Source organism: Streptomyces sp. CBMA152 (assembly GCF_014596475.1).
Classification (GTDB): domain Bacteria; phylum Actinomycetota; class Actinomycetes; order Streptomycetales; family Streptomycetaceae; genus Streptomyces.
Genome location: NZ_MECJ01000036.1, coordinates 40,274 through 56,824, shown reverse-complemented (window position 1 = coordinate 56,824; position 16,551 = coordinate 40,274). Strand labels below are relative to the sequence as shown.

The following is a 16,551-nucleotide window of genomic DNA, read 5'->3' as shown; positions in this document are numbered from 1 at the left end:
CATAGTGTTTCGGTGGTCATAGCGTTAGGGAAACGCCCGGTTACATTCCGAACCCGGAAGCTAAGCCTTTCAGCGCCGATGGTACTGCAGGGGGGACCCTGTGGGAGAGTAGGACGCCGCCGAACAATTTTTAGCCTCAGTCCCCGGCCTTTATGGTCGGGGACTGAGGCATTTTTGCGTTCAGGACCCTTTTCCTTTGAGTCCATGGCCCGCCTTCCGATGTCAGAGCCGACCCGCCGCCTTCAGCTCCAGATAGGCGTCGGCCAGGGCCGGTGCGAGCTCGTCCGGGGTGGCGTCCACGACCGTGACACCGTGACGCATCAGCTTTTCAGCTGTACGGCGACGCTGTTCCTGGGTCTTGCTGGCCGAGGCGGCATCGTAAACGGCGTCCGCAGTGCCGCGAGCCTCCGCCATCTTCTTGATGTGGGGGTCAGCGACAGCGGCGACCAGGATGGTGTGGCGCTGGGTGAGCTGAGGGAGCACGGGGAGCAGGCCCTCCTCGACGGGTGCCGCGTCCAGGCTTGTCAGGAGCACGATCAGTGATTGTCGGGGGGCGTTGGCCAGCGCGGCGGCGCTCAGGCCGCGGGCGTCTGTTTCCACCAGCTCGGGTTCGAGCGGTGCGAACGCGTTGACCAGGGCGGGCAGGAGCTCACCGGCGGCGCGGCCCTGGACCTGGGCGCGCACACGGCGGTCGTACGCCAGGAGGTCGACGCGGTCGCCCGCGCGGGAGGCGAGCGTGGCGAGGAGCAGCGTCGCGTCCATGGCGGCGTCGAGCCGGGGGACGTCCCCGACGCGGCCCGCCGACGTACGTCCGGTGTCGAGGACGACGAGAATGTGGCGGTCGCGCTCGGGGCGCCAGGTGCGTACGGCGACGGTGTTCTGGCGGGCGGTGGCGCGCCAGTCGATGGAACGGGTGTCGTCGCCGGGGACGTAGGGGCGCAGGCTGTCGAACTCGGTTCCTTCACCTCGGGTCAACACACTCGTGCGGCCGTCGAGTTCGCGGAGCCGCGCCAGTCTGGACGGCAGGTGCTTGCGGCTGGTGAAAGGCGGCAGGACGCGCACAGTCCAGGGGACGCGGTGGCCGCCCTGCCGGGAGACGAGGCCGAGTGGGCCGTACGACCGGACGGTGATCCGCTCGGAGTGGCGGTCGCCTCGCCGGGTCGGACGCAGGGTCGTGGCGAGACGGCGGCGTTCGCCGGCCGGGATCTTCACCGTATGCCGGGAGGCGGCCTGTTCGGCGCCGGACGGCCAGCTGCTGGGCGGCCAGGCGTCGCGGAGCTCGGCGCGCAGGGGGCGGCCCGAGGGATTGGTGACGGTGAGGACGACCTCGGCGGCGTCACCCAATCGAACTGACGTATCACCGTTTCGGGTGAATTGGAGCTTTCGCACTGGCGCGGCGAGGGCGTAGTCGCACATCATTGCGAGTGTGAGGGGGGCGTTGACCGCGAGCATTCCCGCCCAGCTCGGGGCCAGTACGCCAACGGGGACAGAGCCGAGTGCGGCGAGCAGAGCGGTGCGTCCGGTGAGAGCCACGGTCGCCGCCTCAGCGGGGGACGGGGACGTGGGCGAGGACCGAGGTGATGACGGAGTCGGCGGTGACGCCCTCCATCTCCGCTTCGGGCCGCAGCTGGATGCGATGGCGAAGTGTGGGGAGGGCCAAGGCCTTTACGTCGTCGGGGATGACATAGTCCCGGCCCGTGAGCCAGGCCCAGGCGCGAGCGGTGGAGAGCAGAGCGGTGGCGCCTCGGGGGGAGACACCGAGGCTGAGCGAGGGGGATTCACGCGTGGCACGACAGATATCGACGACATAGCCGGTGATCTCGGCGGAGACCGAGGTCTTGGCGACGGCAGCGCGCGCCGCTTCCAGATCGGCGGCGCCCGCGACGGGGCGGACTCCGGCAGCCTGGAGGTCGCGGGGGTTGAAGCCCTCCGCGTGGCGGGCGAGGACGTTGATCTCGTCCGCGCGGGAGGGAAGAGGCACCGTCAACTTCAGCAGGAAGCGGTCCAGCTGGGCTTCCGGCAGGGGATAGGTGCCCTCGTACTCGACCGGGTTCTGCGTCGCCGCGACCAGGAAGGGCTCGGGGAGCGGTCGTGGGGTGCCGTCGACGGTGACCTGACGCTCCTCCATGGCCTCCAGGAGAGAGGACTGCGTCTTCGGCGGCGTGCGGTTGATCTCGTCCGCTAGCAGGAGGTTGGTGAACACCGGGCCGGCCTGGAAGGAGAACTCGGCGGTGCGGGCGTCGTAGATGAGCGAGCCCGTGACATCACTGGGCATCAGATCGGGGGTGAACTGGACGCGCTTGGTGTCGAGTTCGAGAGAGGCGGCGAGCGAGCGCACGAGGAGCGTCTTGGCGACGCCGGGGACTCCTTCGAGCAGTACATGACCGCGGCAGAGCAGGGCCACGACGAGGCCCGTGACGGCGGAGTCCTGGCCGACCACGGCCTTGGCGATCTCGGTGCGCAGCGCCTCCAGGGAGGCGCGGGCGCTGTCCGGGTTCGCTGCGGTCGCCGGGGTTCGGTCGCTCATGAGGTGCGTACCTCTCTTTCGAGGGCGTCGAGTTCGTCCGCGAGGCGGACAAGTGCGGCATCGTCTGCCGGCGCCGGGCCGAACAGTAGAACCTGAAGGTCCCGTTCGGTGGCGGGGAGCCGGGCGGAGACGGCGGGGACGAGGAGTTCGGGCGCGTGCGCCGCCGAGGCGGGCACGCCGAGGAGGGGGGCCAGACGCATACGGGTGGCCGAGCGCAGGGCGTCGGCCGCGCGGTCGCGGGCGTTGGCCTTGCGGTAGAGACGGGCGCGGCCCTCGGTCGCCTCGGACGCGCGTACGGCGACCGGGAGTTGTTCGGTCACCAGAGGGCCGAGGCGCCGGGCGCGCCAGATGGCGGCGAGGGTTGCCGCGAGGGTGAGTTGGAGAGTGGCCCAGAGCCAGCCGGACGGGGTGAGGTCGAAGAAGCTGCGGTCACCGCCGTCGGTGGCCGAGACATCGTCGAGCGAGGGGAGGTACCAGACCAGATGAGGACGGGAACCGAGGAGCTGGAGGGCGAGCGAGGCGTTGCCCTGCTTGTCGAGACGGTGGTTGTAGAGGATGTCCGGGGCGCCGAGCAGGACGGTGTCACCGTTGGCGGGTGTCTCCATCCGGAGCAGGGTGGGCAGCCCGGCGGCCTGGTAACAGGCTTCGCTTGCCTGCCCGTTGGCCGAGTAGCGGACGCCGCCGGTGTCGGCGCTGCCGGCGCGTACGGCCGAGGCCAGAGAGCAGTCGGGGTCGCGGGCGTTGACGGAGGCCGACCCCTCCTCGTGGACGCCGGGGGCGAGTACGGGAAGGGAGGCCGACCTGGGCGACACCAGGAGTGTGCGTCCGCCGGACTCGGCGGTGGCGGCGTGGAGTTGGCGCTGCTGGGACTCGGTGAGCAGGTCGGGGCCGGTGACCAGGAGCGTGGTGTCGGGGCCGGTGGCGCGGGTGGCCTCGTCGAGGCTGGTGACCACGCGGGTGGAGACGCCCTGGTTCTTGAGGAGTTCGGCGACCGCGCGGCTGCCGTAGCGGTCCGCGGAACGGGGGTCGAGGCGGCCGTGCTGGTCACCGGAGCGGGCGGCGGCGAGTGCGATGCCGGCGGTGAGGAGGATGACCGCGGCGAGCAGCAGTCCGCGCGTGCGCGTCCAGATCTGACGGGGTGTCGCGTCAGTCGACGTGCGGTCGGAGGAGGCGGGAGGAGCGGCTGCGGAGGACTGTGTGTCGGTCACTCTGCGGCTCCCCGAGTGGCCACCTGCGTGGCGGAGGCCTGGGTGAGAGCGCTCAGCTCCGGCTTGGTGCGTTCCAGATCGATGTCGAGGTCACGCAGACGGTGGTACGCGGTCTCGTTCGCCGTACGGCCGCCGTATGTGACGTCGTCGAACTCGCGGGCCGCGGCGCGGAGTCGGTCGGCGTGGGCGGGCAGCGGACGGGCTGCCTCGGCTGCTGCCTCGTCGGCGGTACGGCCGGGGCGCGGATCGAGGAGGGCGCGCTCCTCCAGGGAGCGGACGACGGCCCGCATCCGTTCCTGGACGGCTTGCGTCCAGCGACGGGCGGCGGCATGGGCCTCGGCGACGGCACGGTGCTCGGCGGCGCTGCGTACGCGGTCCTCGAACACCGAGCCGGCGGCCGACGCGGTGCGCTGCGGGGTGCCGAGCCGCCACCACAGGGCCGCGACGAGCGCCAGGGCGAAGAGCACGATGACGACCAGGCCGAGCGCGCCGCCGGGTGCCGCGCCCGAAGCGGCGTCGAAGAGGCCGCCGACCCAGTCCCAGAAGCGGTTGAGGGCGCGTTGCAGGAGGTTCGGGTCGTTCTCGTGGTACATCGACTTGGACAGTTCGCGCTGCGCCGCCTCGCGGGCGGGGACGCGCGGAGTGTCCACCGGTGGCTCGCCGCCCCCATGGAGCAGTAGTCGCACCATGGTTGTGCCCCCCGTTGCGGACACCGCATCAGCTCCCGGTAGTCTCGTGGCCCGGCAGGTTCGCGGCGCGGGCGAGGTCGAGGTCGAGTGCCTCGCGGCGGATGCGCTGGTCGATGTAGAGCAGCGCGGCGACGCCGGCGGAGATCGGGTAGGTGATGGCCGAGCCGATGACCGCGCCGATCCCGGTGATGATCAGGAACGGCCAGCCGTAGTCGGAAGTGGCGCCACCGAAGAGGTTGTTGGCACCGCCGTCGTCGACGAGGGTGCCGATCACGGTGAACGGGATCGCGATGATCATCGAGACGATGAACGTCAGGAGCAGCGTCAGCAGCGTGATGCCGAAGATCCGCCACCAGGCGCCGCGGACCAGCTTGGCCGACCGGCGCAGGGACTTCACGAGACCCTGCCGCTCCAGCATCAGCGCGGGGGCGGCGAGGCTGAACTGGATCATCAGCCACACGACGACCACGAAGGCCGCCAGCCCCCCGAGCGCGGCCAGGCCCGCACCCGCGTCGGACCCGATGAGCAGGCCGGGAAGGATGCCGATCCCCACGATCGCACCGGCCATGAGCGGCATCAGCACGAGGAGGCCGAGCAGCGTCAGCAGGCGGGGGCTCGCCTCGGCCCAGGCTTCCCGCAGCGTCACGGGGCGGCCCAGCACGGAGCGGCTGATCACCACGGTGAGTACGGCTGTGACGAACAGGGTGCCGATCAGCCCCAGGACGGCGATGGGCAGCAGGTCGAGCATGCTCGACCGCAGGGAGTCGAAGGCCTGGTTGATGGCTTCGGTGCCCGTGGCGTTGGGATCGATCTCGGGCGCGGCCGGGAGCAGGTAGTGCTGGGCGAGGATGTTCCCGAACTCGGTGATCACGGCGACGGTGAGCGTGAGGCCGAGGACCGTGCGCCAGTGGGCGCGCATCGTCGACACCGCGCCGTCGAGGATCTCGCCGACGCCGAGCGGGCGGAGCGGGATGACGCCGGGCTTGGCAGCCGGCGGCCGGCCCCAGCCGGAGTTCCAGCCGCCGGGAGCGGGCGGCTGCCCCCATCCGCCGCCCTGGTGGGGCCCTGGACGGCCCGGCGGAGGCGGCGGAGGACCCTGGCCCGGTGTGCCGGCCGGAGGCGACCACTGGCCCGCCGGAGGCTGGTTCCGGGACCACTGCGAGGTCGCGCGGGCCCGGTCGGAGGGCTCGGGCGGGCGGGGTGCGCCGGAGTCCTCGCCGTCGGAGGGGGCCGATCCGGGCGAAGCCCAGCCCGGAGAGTCGTTCACGGTCGTCCACCTCGTGGCTTGGTCGCGGGACCGGCTCGGCGAGCCGGCTCCTTCGGGTTGGCAGCCATCGTGCCATGCGGTTCGGGGCAGTGGACCGGGCCCTGTATCTCGTTGGCACCTTCAATTGTCGGCGGCTCACCGGGCAGACTGGGCGGATGGCTGATCAGGACGTGCGATCCACCGTGGGTGCAGAGCCGCAGGGACTGCCCCAGCTGCGTTGGGACGAGCCGCCCGAAGGGCCGGTGCTGGTGCTCCTCGACCAGACCCGGCTGCCGGCGGAGGAGGTCGAGCTGGTCTGTACGGACGTGCCGGGGCTGGTGCGGGCGATCCAGACGTTGGCGGTGCGCGGGGCGCCGCTGCTGGGGATCGCCGGGGCCTACGGAGTGGCGCTGGCCGGGGTGCGTGGCTTCGACGTACAGGAGGCCGCTGTTCTGCTGGCGGGGGCGCGGCCCACCGCGGTGAACCTCGGGTACGGGGTGCGGCTGGCCCTCGGCGCGTACCGGGCCGCGGTCGAGAAGGGCGCGGGCCCACAGGAGGCCGGGGCGGCGGCGCTGGCGGCCGCGCGGGCGCTGCACCGGGCGGACGCGGAGGCCAGTGCCCGGATGGCGGCGCACGGTCTGGCGCTGCTCGACGAGCTGCTGCCCGGCGGCAGCCACAGCGTGCTCACGCACTGCAACACCGGGCGGCTGGTGTCGGGCGGCGAGGGCACCGCGTTCGCGGTCGCGCTGGCCGCGCACCGGGCGGGCCGGCTGCGTCGGCTGTGGGTGGACGAGACTCGGCCGCTGCTGCAAGGGGCCAGACTGACCGCGTACGAGGCGGCGCGCAGTGGGATGGCGTACAGCTTGCTGACTGATAATGCCGCGGGTTCACTGTTCGCGGCGGGAGAGGTGGACGCTGTTCTGATCGGGGCGGACCGGATCGCCGCCGACGGCTCGGTGGCGAACAAGGTGGGAAGCTATCCGCTCGCCGTACTCGCGAAGTACCACCATGTGCCGTTCATCGTGGTGGCGCCCGTGACGACGGTGGATCTTCAGACGCCCGACGGGGCGGCGATCGAGGTCGAGCAGCGGCCCGGGCAAGAGGTGACGGAGCTCACCGGACCGCAGATTTCGGCGGCCGGGTGGGGGACCGGCGGCGGACTGCCCGTGGCGCCGCTCGGGACGCAGGCGTACAACCCCGCCTTCGATGTGACACCCCCCGAGTTGGTGACGGCGATCGTCACCGAGGAAGGTGTGCTCTCCCCTGTGACCGGGGTCGGGCTGAGAGAGCTGTGTGCCAGGTCACGCCAGGTAACGATTAGCTAATGGGATGATGACGTTTATGAAGGGACGCGTCCTTGTCGTCGACGACGACACCGCGCTGGCCGAGATGCTCGGCATTGTGCTGCGTGGAGAAGGTTTTGAGCCGTCGTTCGTAGCGGACGGCGACAAGGCACTGGCGGCATTCCGTGAGGCCAAGCCGGACCTGGTACTGCTGGACCTCATGCTGCCCGGACGGGACGGCATCGAGGTCTGCAGGCTGATCAGGGCCGAGTCCGGTGTGCCGATCGTGATGCTCACCGCCAAGAGCGACACCGTGGATGTGGTGGTCGGCCTGGAGTCCGGGGCGGACGACTACATCGTGAAGCCGTTCAAGCCCAAGGAGCTCGTCGCCCGTATCCGGGCGCGGCTGAGGAGGTCGGAGGAGCCGGCGCCGGAGCAGCTGGCGATCGGCGATCTGGTGATCGACGTGGCGGGTCACTCCGTGAAGCGGGACGGGCAGTCCATCGCCCTGACCCCGCTGGAGTTCGACCTGCTGGTCGCGCTGGCCCGTAAGCCGTGGCAGGTGTTCACCCGTGAGGTGCTCCTGGAGCAGGTGTGGGGGTACCGGCACGCGGCGGACACGCGGCTCGTCAACGTGCATGTCCAGCGGCTGCGCTCGAAGGTCGAGAAGGACCCGGAGCGCCCGGAGATCGTGGTGACCGTCCGTGGTGTCGGTTACAAGGCCGGACCGAGCTGACATGTCCCGCGGCGGTGCTGCTCCGAAGCCCGGGAAGCCCGGGGTCCGTGGGGGGCGGGCTGCTGGTGAGGGACGGAAGACGTCTTGGGGCGGGCGAATCCTCCAGGAGGGGACGCCCGGCAGCCCTGTGCTGCGCCTTTTCGTGCGCTGGGTGCGGCGTCCGCTGCTGCCCGCGCTGCGGCTGTGGCGGCGCAACATCCAGCTGCGGGTCGTCGCCTCCACCCTGCTGATGTCGCTGGGTGTGGTGCTGCTGCTCGGGTTCGTTGTCATCGGTCAGGTGCGCAACGGACTTCTGGTCACCAAGGAGAAGGCGGCCGAGAGCCAGTCGGCGGGCGGCTTCGCCGTGGCCAAGGACAAGGCGAGCGCCCCGGCGGCGCCGGGCGGGCAGGACGACGGCAGCTCGGACGGGCGGGCCGGCAGTTCGGTGACCTGGCGCAGTGAGCTGGTGACCCAGCTCGCCAGTGGCGGTCAGGGCGCGTTCTACGTGGTGGCCCTGAGCGCCGACTCCGAGGACTCGGGGTCCAGCAACCGCGGGCCGCGCGCCTCGGGCGGGGTGGACCCGGTCGCGAGCGTGCCGCAGAGCCTGCGGGACTCGGTCGACGTGGGGACGGGCGCGTACAAGACGTACGCCTCGATCAAGTACCTCGACGGGCAGGAGCCGAAGCCGGGTCTGGTCATCGGCACCCGGCTCAAGGACGTCGACGGGCAGGCGTACCAGCTGTACTACCTCTTCCCGCTGGCGCAGGAGGAGAAGACGCTGAGCCTGGTCAAGGGCACCCTCGCGACCGCGGGGCTGTTCCTCGTCGTGCTGCTCGGCGCGATCGCCTGGCTGGTGGTGCGCCAGGTCGTGACACCGGTGCGGATGGCGGCGCAGATCGCCGAGCGGCTCTCCGCCGCCAAGCTCCAGGAACGCATGAAGGTCACCGGCGAGGACGACATCGCGCGGCTCGGCGAGGCCTTCAACAAGATGGCGCAGAACCTCCAGATCAAGATCCAGCAGCTGGAGGAGCTGTCGCGGATGCAGCGGCGGTTCGTCTCGGACGTCTCGCACGAGCTGCGTACGCCGCTGACGACCGTACGGATGGCGGCGGACGTCATCCATGAGGCGCGGGTCGACTTCGATCCGGTGACGGCGCGGTCGGCCGAGCTGCTCGCCGGGCAGCTGGACCGGTTCGAGTCGCTGCTCGCCGACCTGCTGGAGATCAGCCGCTTCGACGCGGGCGCGGCGGCCCTGGAGGCCGAGCCGATAGACCTGCGTGACGTCGTACGACGGGTGATCGAGGGCGCCGAGCCGCTGGCCGAGCGCAAGGGCACCCGGATACGGGTGGTCGGCGACGACCAGCCGGTGGTCGCCGAGGCGGACGCCCGGCGAGTCGAGCGGGTGCTGCGCAACCTGGTCGTCAACGCCGTGGAGCACGGCGAGGGCCGGGACGTGGTGGTGCGGATGGCGACGGCCGGCGGCGCTGTGGCGGTCGCCGTGCGCGACTACGGCGTGGGCCTCAAGCCCGGCGAGGCGACCCGTGTGTTCAACCGCTTCTGGCGGGCCGACCCGGCACGGGCCAGGACCACCGGCGGCACCGGACTCGGGCTGTCGATCGCGGTCGAGGACGCGCGGCTGCACGGCGGCTGGTTGCAGGCCTGGGGCGAGCCGGGAGGCGGCTCCCAGTTCCGGCTGACGCTGCCGCGTACGGCCGACGAGCCGCTGCGCGGATCGCCCATACCCCTGGAGCCGGAGGACTCGCGCTCCGTTCGCGAGCGGGCCCGCCAGGGCGTGGCCGCAGGGCAGGGCAACGGGCTGCGGCTGACGAGCGTGCCGGTCCAGCCGGTCGCCGACCGCTCCTCGCTGCCCGGGCCGCCCCGGCCCCCGATACCGCCCAGGACATCGGGTCCGGCCGCCGATCCGACCGCGCTGCCCGGTGGCGGCGGGGCCCGCGTGGTGCCCCGGGTCGCGGACGGGCGCGGGGACGGCGAATCCGTACCATCGCAGGCTGCTGACGCAGCGGCTGCCCCGGCAGCCGCGGACCAGGAGGAAACGGCTCGTGGGCGCTGATCCGGGGAGGGGGCGCGGCCGTCGGCTGCGGTCCGCCGCGCTGCTGGGCTGCGGCGGTGTGCTGGTGGCGGGCTGTGCGTCGATGCCCGACAGCGGGGACGTGCACGCGGTGCAGGCCTCGCAGCGGGCCGACTCGCAGGTGCAGGTGTACGCGGTGCCGCCGCGCGAGGGGGCGGCCGCCGACGAGATCGTCGACGGGTTCCTGGAGGCGATGACCAGTGACGACCCGCAGTTCGCGACGGCCCGCAAGTATCTGACGCCGCAGGCCGCGCGCGCGTGGAAGCCGGATCTGGCCACCACGGTGCTGGCCGACGGGCCGAACCCGGAGCCGAACCGGACCAACGACAAGGGCGACAGTTCGAGTTTCACCTTCACGGTGACCGGAAAGCCGGTGGCCGTGGTGGACAAGCAGCACGCCTACCAGCCGGCCAGGCCCAGGACGACGTACAACGAGACGATCCATCTCGTACGGGAGAGCGGGCCCGGCGGCAAGGAGTGGCGCATCGACTCGCTGCCCGAGGGGCTGCTCCTGGGGCAGTCGGACTTCCAGCGCATCTACCGTTCCGTCAACAAGTACTACTTCGCGTCCGGTCAGGAGCGTCTGCTGGTCGCCGATCCGGTGTACGTGCGTCAGCGCAATGACCCCGAGACGCAGATGAACCTGGTCACCCAGACGGTCATGACCGTCCTGGAGGGGCCGACCAACTGGCTGCGGCCGGTGGTGAGTTCGCGCTTCCCGAGCGGTACGGAGCTGAAGGAGGGCACCACGGCGCTGTCGTTCGACGACCGCAACGCGCTGAAGGTGCCGCTCAACGAGCGGGCGTCCAATGTCGGCGGTGGGCAGTGCCGCAAGATGGCGGCCCAAGTGCTGTTCACACTGCGGGATCTGACGGCGACCCGGGTCAGCCAGGTGGAGCTGGACCGGGCCGACGGCTCGCAGCTGTGTGTGCTCAGCGGGGACCAGGCCGACTACGCGCCGGACCACATCTCCTCCAATCCGGGGCAGTACTTCCTGGACTCGCAGGGGCGCCTCGCGCGGATGCGGGACGCCGTGCGCGACGGCACGGACAGCACCGGCACCAGCGGCGGTACGGACGGCGACGTCGTCACCCAGCAGGTGGCGGGGCCGCTCGGCAGGGGCGAGCAGAAGCTGCGTACGGTCGCGGTGGCGCGCAACGAGCAGGACGCGGCCGGTGTGAGCACAGACGGCCGTTCGCTGTACGTGGCGCCGATCGTGTCCGACGGCGAGCTGGTCAAGACGCTGGTCACCAGCCAGAGCAAGGACCCGGCGAAGGACGGGCTCTCGGCGCCGAGTTGGGACGGGCGCGGCGATCTCTGGGTGGCCGACCGGGACCCGGACCACTCCCGGCTGCTGCGCCTGGAGAAGGGCGCGGGACAGCCCCAGGAGGTCGATGTCGCCGGTCTGAACGGTGCGCGCATCGAGCAGGTGCGGATGTCGGCGGACGGGGTGCGGATCGCGCTCCTGGTGGCCGAGGGCGGCCACACCACGCTGCGGATCGGCCGCGTGGAGCGGATCGGCGACCCGGAGCACCCGCAGGTCTCCGTGGTGGAACTGCGCCCCGGCGCACCGCAGATGGAAGACGTGACGGCCGTGTCCTGGGCCGGACGCAGCCGCCTCGTCGTGGTCGGCAAGGAGTCCGGCGGGCTCCAGCAGCAGCTGCGCTATATGCAGACGGACGGTTCGACATCGGCTGCGGGCAATGTGCCGGGCGCCAACCGGGTGACGGAGATCGCCGCCGCGGACGACGAGCGGCTGCCGCTGGTGGCGCACTCGAAGGAGGACGGCATCGTCCGGCTGCCGCCCGGCGCGAACTGGAAGACCGCGGTCAAGACGGGCTCCTCGCCGGTCTACCCGGGCTGACGAGCGCGCCTTTCGCGCCGGGAACGCGCCTTGGGCGCAGGGAAGACGAACCCGCCCCGCCGTCCACAGGACGGCGGGGCGGCTTTTCCACAGGGGTGGCCGGGTCGCCTTCCTGTTGGCAGAGTGGGTGCCATGCGGGGATGGTGGCAGGAGATCTCCGGGCTGGTGCTGCCTGCTGCCTGCGGTGGCTGCGGCAGTCCCCGTACGGCGCTGTGCGAGCGGTGCGCGGCGGCGCTGCTCGACGCGCGGGCGCGGCGGGTCCGGCCGGCCCCCGAACCGGCGGGGCTGCCGGTGGTGTACGCGGCGGCCGAGTACGAGGACGCCGTACGGGCGGTGCTGCTCGCGCACAAGGAGCGCGGGGCCCTGGGTCTGGCCGGGGTCCTCGGGCAGGCGCTGGCGGGCGCGGTGCGTGCGGTCGCCGGGGTGCCCCGGGACGGGCCGCTGCTGCTCGTGCCGGTTCCCTCGGCGCGCAAGGCGGTGCGGGCGCGCGGGCATGACGCGGCGCGGCGGATCGCCCTGGCGGCGGCGGGCGAACTGCGGCGCACGGGGACGGACGCGCGCGTGGCGGCCGTGCTGCGGCAGCGGCGCGCGGTGCTGGACCAGTCGGGACTGAGCGCCCCGCAGCGGCTGGCGAATCTGACCGGAGCACTGGAGGTGTCGGCGGGCGGTGACAGGCTCCTGGAGGGCGGTCGGGTGGTCCTGGTGGACGACCTCATGACGACCGGGGCGTCGTTGGTGGAGGCGGCGCGCGCGGTGGCTGCCGCGGGCGCGGCGACCGTGCCCGGGACGGTCGGTGATGTTTCGGCGTACGCCGTTGGGGGATGCGCGCAGCGGTCGGCGGCGGCCGCTGTCGTGGCCTCGACGCCGGCGTCCTTCGAAATAAACCGGAACTGACAGCGAACTTGCATCGTTGCAGGTAGTGAGAGGGGAAAAACACCTGAACGGAGGTACGTGCGGGTAGCGGGTGCCGACATCCGTCCGACCGAGCTATGTTCGGTTGTGAGGAATGGCGAGAGCCGGCCTCGCTGAATGCACTGCCTCGCGTCCGGGTAGGTCCCCGGCCCCGAGGTTGGTGGGGTGGCGATCTTCCCGACGGGGGAGGAGGAGGTGAAAGTCGCCCAGTCCGAGGCTCCGGTGCCTACCGGAGTCTGGTGCAAGAGGGAGATGCTCCGCAGCGAAGGCGGAGTGATCCGGGAACGGAGTTCTGCGTGGACATCGTCGTCAAGGGCCGCAAGACCGAGGTGCCCGAGCGGTTCCGCAAGCACGTGGCCGAGAAGCTGAAGCTGGAGAAGATCCAGAAGCTCGACGGCAAGGTAATCAGCCTCGACGTCGAGGTGTCCAAGGAACACAACCCGCGGCAGGCCGACCGTTCCGACCGAGTGGAGATCACGCTGCACTCGCGTGGCCCCGTGATCCGGGCGGAAGCGGCGGCAGGCGACCCGTACGCAGCCCTCGACCTGGCCACCGGCAAGCTGGAGGCGCGGCTGCGCAAGCAGCACGACAAGCGCCACACCCGCCGGGGCAATGGACGGCTGTCGGCCTCCGAAGTGGCCGACGTCGTGCCGGGCGTGGCTCAGTTGAACGGAAGTGGTGAGCCGGTGGGCAGTTCGCTGGAGGAGCGCGTTCCCACCACGCGGATGGGTTCGCTCGAAGTGCAGGGCGAGGGCCCGCTGGTGGTCCGCGAGAAGACCCACCTGGCAGCCCCGATGACGCTCGACCAGGCGCTCTACGAGATGGAGCTGGTCGGGCACGACTTCTACCTCTTCGTCGACTCCGAGACGAAGCAGCCCAGTGTCGTCTACCGACGGCACGCCTACGACTACGGCGTCATTCATCTGGAAAGTGACCCGCTCGCCGGTGAGGACGCGAGCGGCGCCGGCGGTGCGCTCGGCGGATGACCAGGTGGGCGGCGCGCTGAACGGACGCGTGCGGTGCGCCGTACACCAGTGTGGTGGTGCCCCGGGAGTGCTTGTGCGCCCCCAGGGGCACCACTGTGCGACCACTGGACCACCGCTCTGACGGCCGGGCATGAAATCATGGCGTCGCACGCCAACCGCTGCTCCGAGGAGCGGGGTTGGTGCAGCCACACCAACTCGGGCCATGGCCTTCAGGGGGAGGAACGATGGCGGACAGCTTCGGGCCGGTGCACGACGGGTCGGCCCCGGACGGTTCTGACGGGGCTCCCACCGGCATGGAAGCGGCCGGGTCGCGCAAGGAACCGATCCGTGTCCTGGTCGTCGACGACCACGCGCTCTTCCGCCGGGGACTGGAGATCGTGCTGGCCGCGGAGGAGGACATCCAGGTCGTCGGCGAGGCGGGAGACGGCGCGGAGGCCGTGGACAAGGCGGCGGATCTGCTGCCGGACATCGTGCTGATGGATGTACGGATGCCCCGGCGCGGCGGCATCGAGGCCTGCACCTCCATCAAGGAGGTGGCCCCCAGCGCGAAGATCATCATGCTCACGATCAGCGACGAGGAGGCCGACCTCTACGACGCGATCAAGGCGGGCGCGACGGGTTATCTCCTCAAGGAGATCTCCACGGACGAGGTGGCGACGGCGATCCGGGCGGTGGCGGACGGCCAGTCCCAGATCAGCCCGTCGATGGCGTCGAAGCTGCTCACCGAGTTCAAGTCGATGATCCAGCGCACCGACGAGCGCCGGCTGGTGCCCGCGCCGCGGCTCACCGACCGTGAGCTGGAGGTGCTGAAGCTGGTGGCCACGGGGATGAACAACCGGGACATCGCCAAAGAGCTGTTCATCTCCGAGAACACCGTGAAGAACCATGTCCGCAACATCCTGGAGAAGCTCCAACTGCACTCCAGGATGGAGGCGGTGGTGTACGCGATGCGCGAGAAGATCCTGGAGATCCGCTAGCCGACAGCGCTGGCCACCGCCCCCTCGCGGCGTTCCGGTCAGCCCGCCGAGACCGCGACCGCCGCGGTCAGCGCCCGGGCCACTTCCGGGGTGTCGGTGCGCTCGATGCGCACGGCGTCGCAGCCCACCCAGCTCGCCGCCTCCAGCAGTGCCTGGGCCATGGGTTCTATCGCCTTCGGCGATTCCAGGGAGACCTGCTTGGCCACCAGGGTGCGGCCCTCGCGGGCGGGGTCGACGCGGCCCAGCAGCCGGCCGCCCGCCAGCAGGGGCATCGCGAAGTAGCCGTACACCCGCTTGGGCTTGGGCGTGTAGGCCTCCAGACGGTGGCTGAAGCCGAAGATCCGCTCGGTGCGCGCGCGGTCCCAGATGAGCGAGTCGAAGGGCGACAGCAGCGTCGTACGGTGGCGGCCGCGCGGCTCGGCGGCCAGCGCGTCCGGGTCCGCCCAGGTGGCCTTGTCCCAGCCCTGCACCGTGACCGGCACCAGGCCCGACTCGGCGATCACCGCGTCCACCTGCTCGCCCTTCAGGCGGTGGTAGTCGGCGATGTCCGCGCGCGTGCCGACGCCCAGGGACTGGCCCGCCAGCCGTACGAGCCGGCGCAGGCACTCGGCGTCGTCCAGCTCGTCGTGGAGGAAGGCGTCCGGGATGGCGCGCTCGGCCAGGTCGTACACCCGCTTCCAGCCGCGCCGTTCGGTGCAGACCACCTCGCCGTACATCAGCGCGCGCTCGACGGCGACCTTGGAGGCGGACCAGTCCCACCACTCGCCCTTGTTCTTGGCGCCGCCCAAGTCCGTTGCCGTCAGCGGGCCTTCGGCCTGGAGCTGCTTGATCACCTGCTCGTACGAGCCGTCCGGCAGTTCGTGGTTCCAGTGCGGGCGCGCGCGGTAGGCGCGGCGGCGGAAGGCGAAGTGCGGCCACTCCTCGACGGGCAGGATGCAGGCCGCGTGCGACCAGTACTCGAAGGCGTGGCCGTCCCTCCAGTACGCCTCGTCCACCGCCTTTCGGCCGACGGCGCCCAGGCGTGCGTACGGAATCAGCTCGTGCGACCGGGCGAGCACGGAGATGGTGTCGAGCTGCACCGCGCCCAGGTGCCGCAGCACGCCGCGCACTCCGCCCCGGCGGTCGGGGGCGCCGAGGAAACCCTGGGCGCGCAGGGCGATGCGGCGGGCCTCGTCGGCGGAGAGTTCGGCGGTGGGGCGCGGCAGGCTGGTCATGTTCCGCACGATAGACGGCGGCACTGACAACGGGCCCTGGCGCAGGCCGCCCACGGGACGGAACCCCTGACTCCGCGCGCGCCCGCCAGAGCCCGCGCGGACCCGCCGCTCACCCCGTGCCGACACCTACGCGCGCGTCACCCCCGAGACGGCAGGTACGCGCGCGTGGTGGGCAGGCCGAGGTCGCAAGGGAGCAGGCCGCCCACCCAGCTGTCGCGGCGGGTGCCGCCGTGGACGAGGGCGGCGCGCAGGGTGCCCTCCATGGTGAAGCCCGTCTTCTCGGCCACCGCGCGCGAGGCCGCGTTGCCGACCTCCGCGCGCCACTCCAGGCGTTCGACCCCGGCCGACGCGAAGGCCCAGCGGGCCGCCGCCAGCGAGGCCTCGGTCATATAGCCCCGCCCCCGGTGCTCCTTCGTCGCCCAGAAGCCCAGCTCGGCCACGCCCTCGCCGCGCCGCATCACGCCGACCATCGCCACCAGCGCGCCCTCGCGAGCGCTCTCCTCGCCCTGGGACGTGTCCCGGACGCGCACCGTGAAGGTGTAGTCGGAGTCGTCCCGCCAGCCGCCCGGGCCGAAGGTCTCGGTGAAGGAGATCGCGTGCTCGCGCAGGTAGGGCGAGGGGACGGTGGTCCAGCGCTGGATGTCGGGGTCCTGACAGGCCGCGTACACCTCGTCCGCGTCCTGCGGGCCGACGGGGCGCAGGATCAGGCGCTCGGTGCTGAGGGTGACTGGTTCCATCGGCCGATTCTCCGTGCGGGGGTGGAACGGGCGCCAGGGCTTTTCACACGTTCCCGGCACTTCCGGGCACGTTCCCGGCACCTTCCGGGCCCGCTGTCCGTTGT

General features: G+C 71.6%; 14 protein-coding genes and 1 rRNA gene. 8 read left to right on the top strand and 7 right to left on the bottom strand.

Annotation, left to right across the window (positions count from 1 at the left end; translation table 11 throughout):
* The first annotated feature begins 8 nt into the window (after positions 1 to 8).
* Positions 9 to 125 (top strand): 5S ribosomal RNA (gene rrf, locus BG418_RS37090).
* A gap of 97 nt (positions 126 to 222) precedes the next feature.
* Here the strand turns inward: rrf and BG418_RS37085 are convergent.
* From BG418_RS37085 to BG418_RS37065, 5 genes are read right to left on the bottom strand one after another with little or no spacing between them, the layout of a single operon-like run.
* Positions 223 to 1,533, bottom strand: coding sequence for a DUF58 domain-containing protein (locus tag BG418_RS37085; RefSeq protein WP_188278471.1), 1,311 nt, complete (start codon positions 1,531 to 1,533; stop codon positions 223 to 225).
* Positions 1,534 to 1,543: 10 nt separating this feature from the next.
* Complete coding sequence (locus tag BG418_RS37080; protein WP_188278470.1) at positions 1,544 to 2,527, bottom strand: MoxR family ATPase; 984 nt, start codon at positions 2,525 to 2,527, stop codon at positions 1,544 to 1,546.
* Positions 2,524 to 3,735: a DUF4350 domain-containing protein gene (locus BG418_RS37075; RefSeq protein ID WP_188278469.1), complete on the bottom strand. Its 1,212-nt coding sequence runs from the start codon at positions 3,733 to 3,735 to the stop codon at positions 2,524 to 2,526. The genes BG418_RS37080 and BG418_RS37075 overlap by 4 nt, the downstream gene beginning before the upstream one ends.
* Entirely contained in the window at positions 3,732 to 4,448 is a 717-nt protein-coding gene (locus BG418_RS37070; RefSeq protein ID WP_399001763.1) for a DUF4129 domain-containing protein, read from the bottom strand. The genes BG418_RS37075 and BG418_RS37070 overlap by 4 nt, the downstream gene beginning before the upstream one ends.
* Positions 4,449 to 4,452: 4 nt before the next feature.
* Entirely contained in the window at positions 4,453 to 5,691 is a 1,239-nt protein-coding gene (locus tag BG418_RS37065) for a glycerophosphoryl diester phosphodiesterase membrane domain-containing protein (protein ID WP_188278467.1), read from the bottom strand.
* A 155-nt stretch (positions 5,692 to 5,846) separates the two neighbouring features.
* Between BG418_RS37065 and mtnA the strand changes: the two genes are divergently transcribed.
* From mtnA to BG418_RS37030, 7 genes are all read left to right on the top strand, one after another.
* The gene (mtnA, locus tag BG418_RS37060; protein ID WP_188278466.1) at positions 5,847 to 6,995 is read left to right on the top strand and encodes an S-methyl-5-thioribose-1-phosphate isomerase; all 1,149 of its coding nucleotides are present in this window, start codon (positions 5,847 to 5,849) and stop codon (positions 6,993 to 6,995) included.
* Between the two features lie 4 nt (positions 6,996 to 6,999).
* Entirely contained in the window at positions 7,000 to 7,689 is a 690-nt protein-coding gene (gene mtrA / locus BG418_RS37055; protein ID WP_188278465.1) for a two-component system response regulator MtrA, read from the top strand.
* Between the two features lies 1 nt (position 7,690).
* Complete coding sequence (gene mtrB / locus BG418_RS37050) at positions 7,691 to 9,739, top strand: MtrAB system histidine kinase MtrB (RefSeq protein ID WP_188278464.1); 2,049 nt, start codon at positions 7,691 to 7,693, stop codon at positions 9,737 to 9,739.
* An 82-nt stretch (positions 9,740 to 9,821) separates the two neighbouring features.
* Positions 9,822 to 11,621: an LpqB family beta-propeller domain-containing protein gene (locus BG418_RS37045; RefSeq protein ID WP_188278475.1), complete on the top strand. Its 1,800-nt coding sequence runs from the start codon at positions 9,822 to 9,824 to the stop codon at positions 11,619 to 11,621.
* Positions 11,622 to 11,753: 132 nt separating this feature from the next.
* Positions 11,754 to 12,515, top strand: a complete 762-nt coding sequence (locus BG418_RS37040; RefSeq protein ID WP_188278463.1) for a ComF family protein — start codon at positions 11,754 to 11,756, stop codon at positions 12,513 to 12,515.
* Positions 12,516 to 12,829: 314 nt separating this feature from the next.
* Positions 12,830 to 13,519, top strand: coding sequence for a ribosome hibernation-promoting factor, HPF/YfiA family (hpf, locus tag BG418_RS37035; protein WP_188278462.1), 690 nt, complete (start codon positions 12,830 to 12,832; stop codon positions 13,517 to 13,519).
* A 224-nt stretch (positions 13,520 to 13,743) separates the two neighbouring features.
* Positions 13,744 to 14,496 carry a response regulator transcription factor gene (locus BG418_RS37030; protein ID WP_067159746.1) on the top strand — a complete coding sequence of 251 codons (753 nt, stop codon included), beginning with the start codon at positions 13,744 to 13,746 and terminating at the stop codon, positions 14,494 to 14,496.
* Between the two features lie 38 nt (positions 14,497 to 14,534).
* On the opposite strand, the gene BG418_RS37025 is transcribed toward BG418_RS37030, so the two are convergent.
* Together BG418_RS37025 and BG418_RS37020 are read right to left on the bottom strand one after the other, a co-directional pair.
* Positions 14,535 to 15,710, bottom strand: a complete 1,176-nt coding sequence (locus tag BG418_RS37025; RefSeq protein ID WP_188278461.1) for a winged helix-turn-helix domain-containing protein — start codon at positions 15,708 to 15,710, stop codon at positions 14,535 to 14,537.
* Positions 15,711 to 15,847: 137 nt separating this feature from the next.
* On the bottom strand, positions 15,848 to 16,447 hold the full coding sequence (locus BG418_RS37020; RefSeq protein WP_188278460.1) for a GNAT family N-acetyltransferase: 600 nt from the start codon (positions 16,445 to 16,447) through the stop codon (positions 15,848 to 15,850).
* Positions 16,448 to 16,551: the final 104 nt, after the last annotated feature.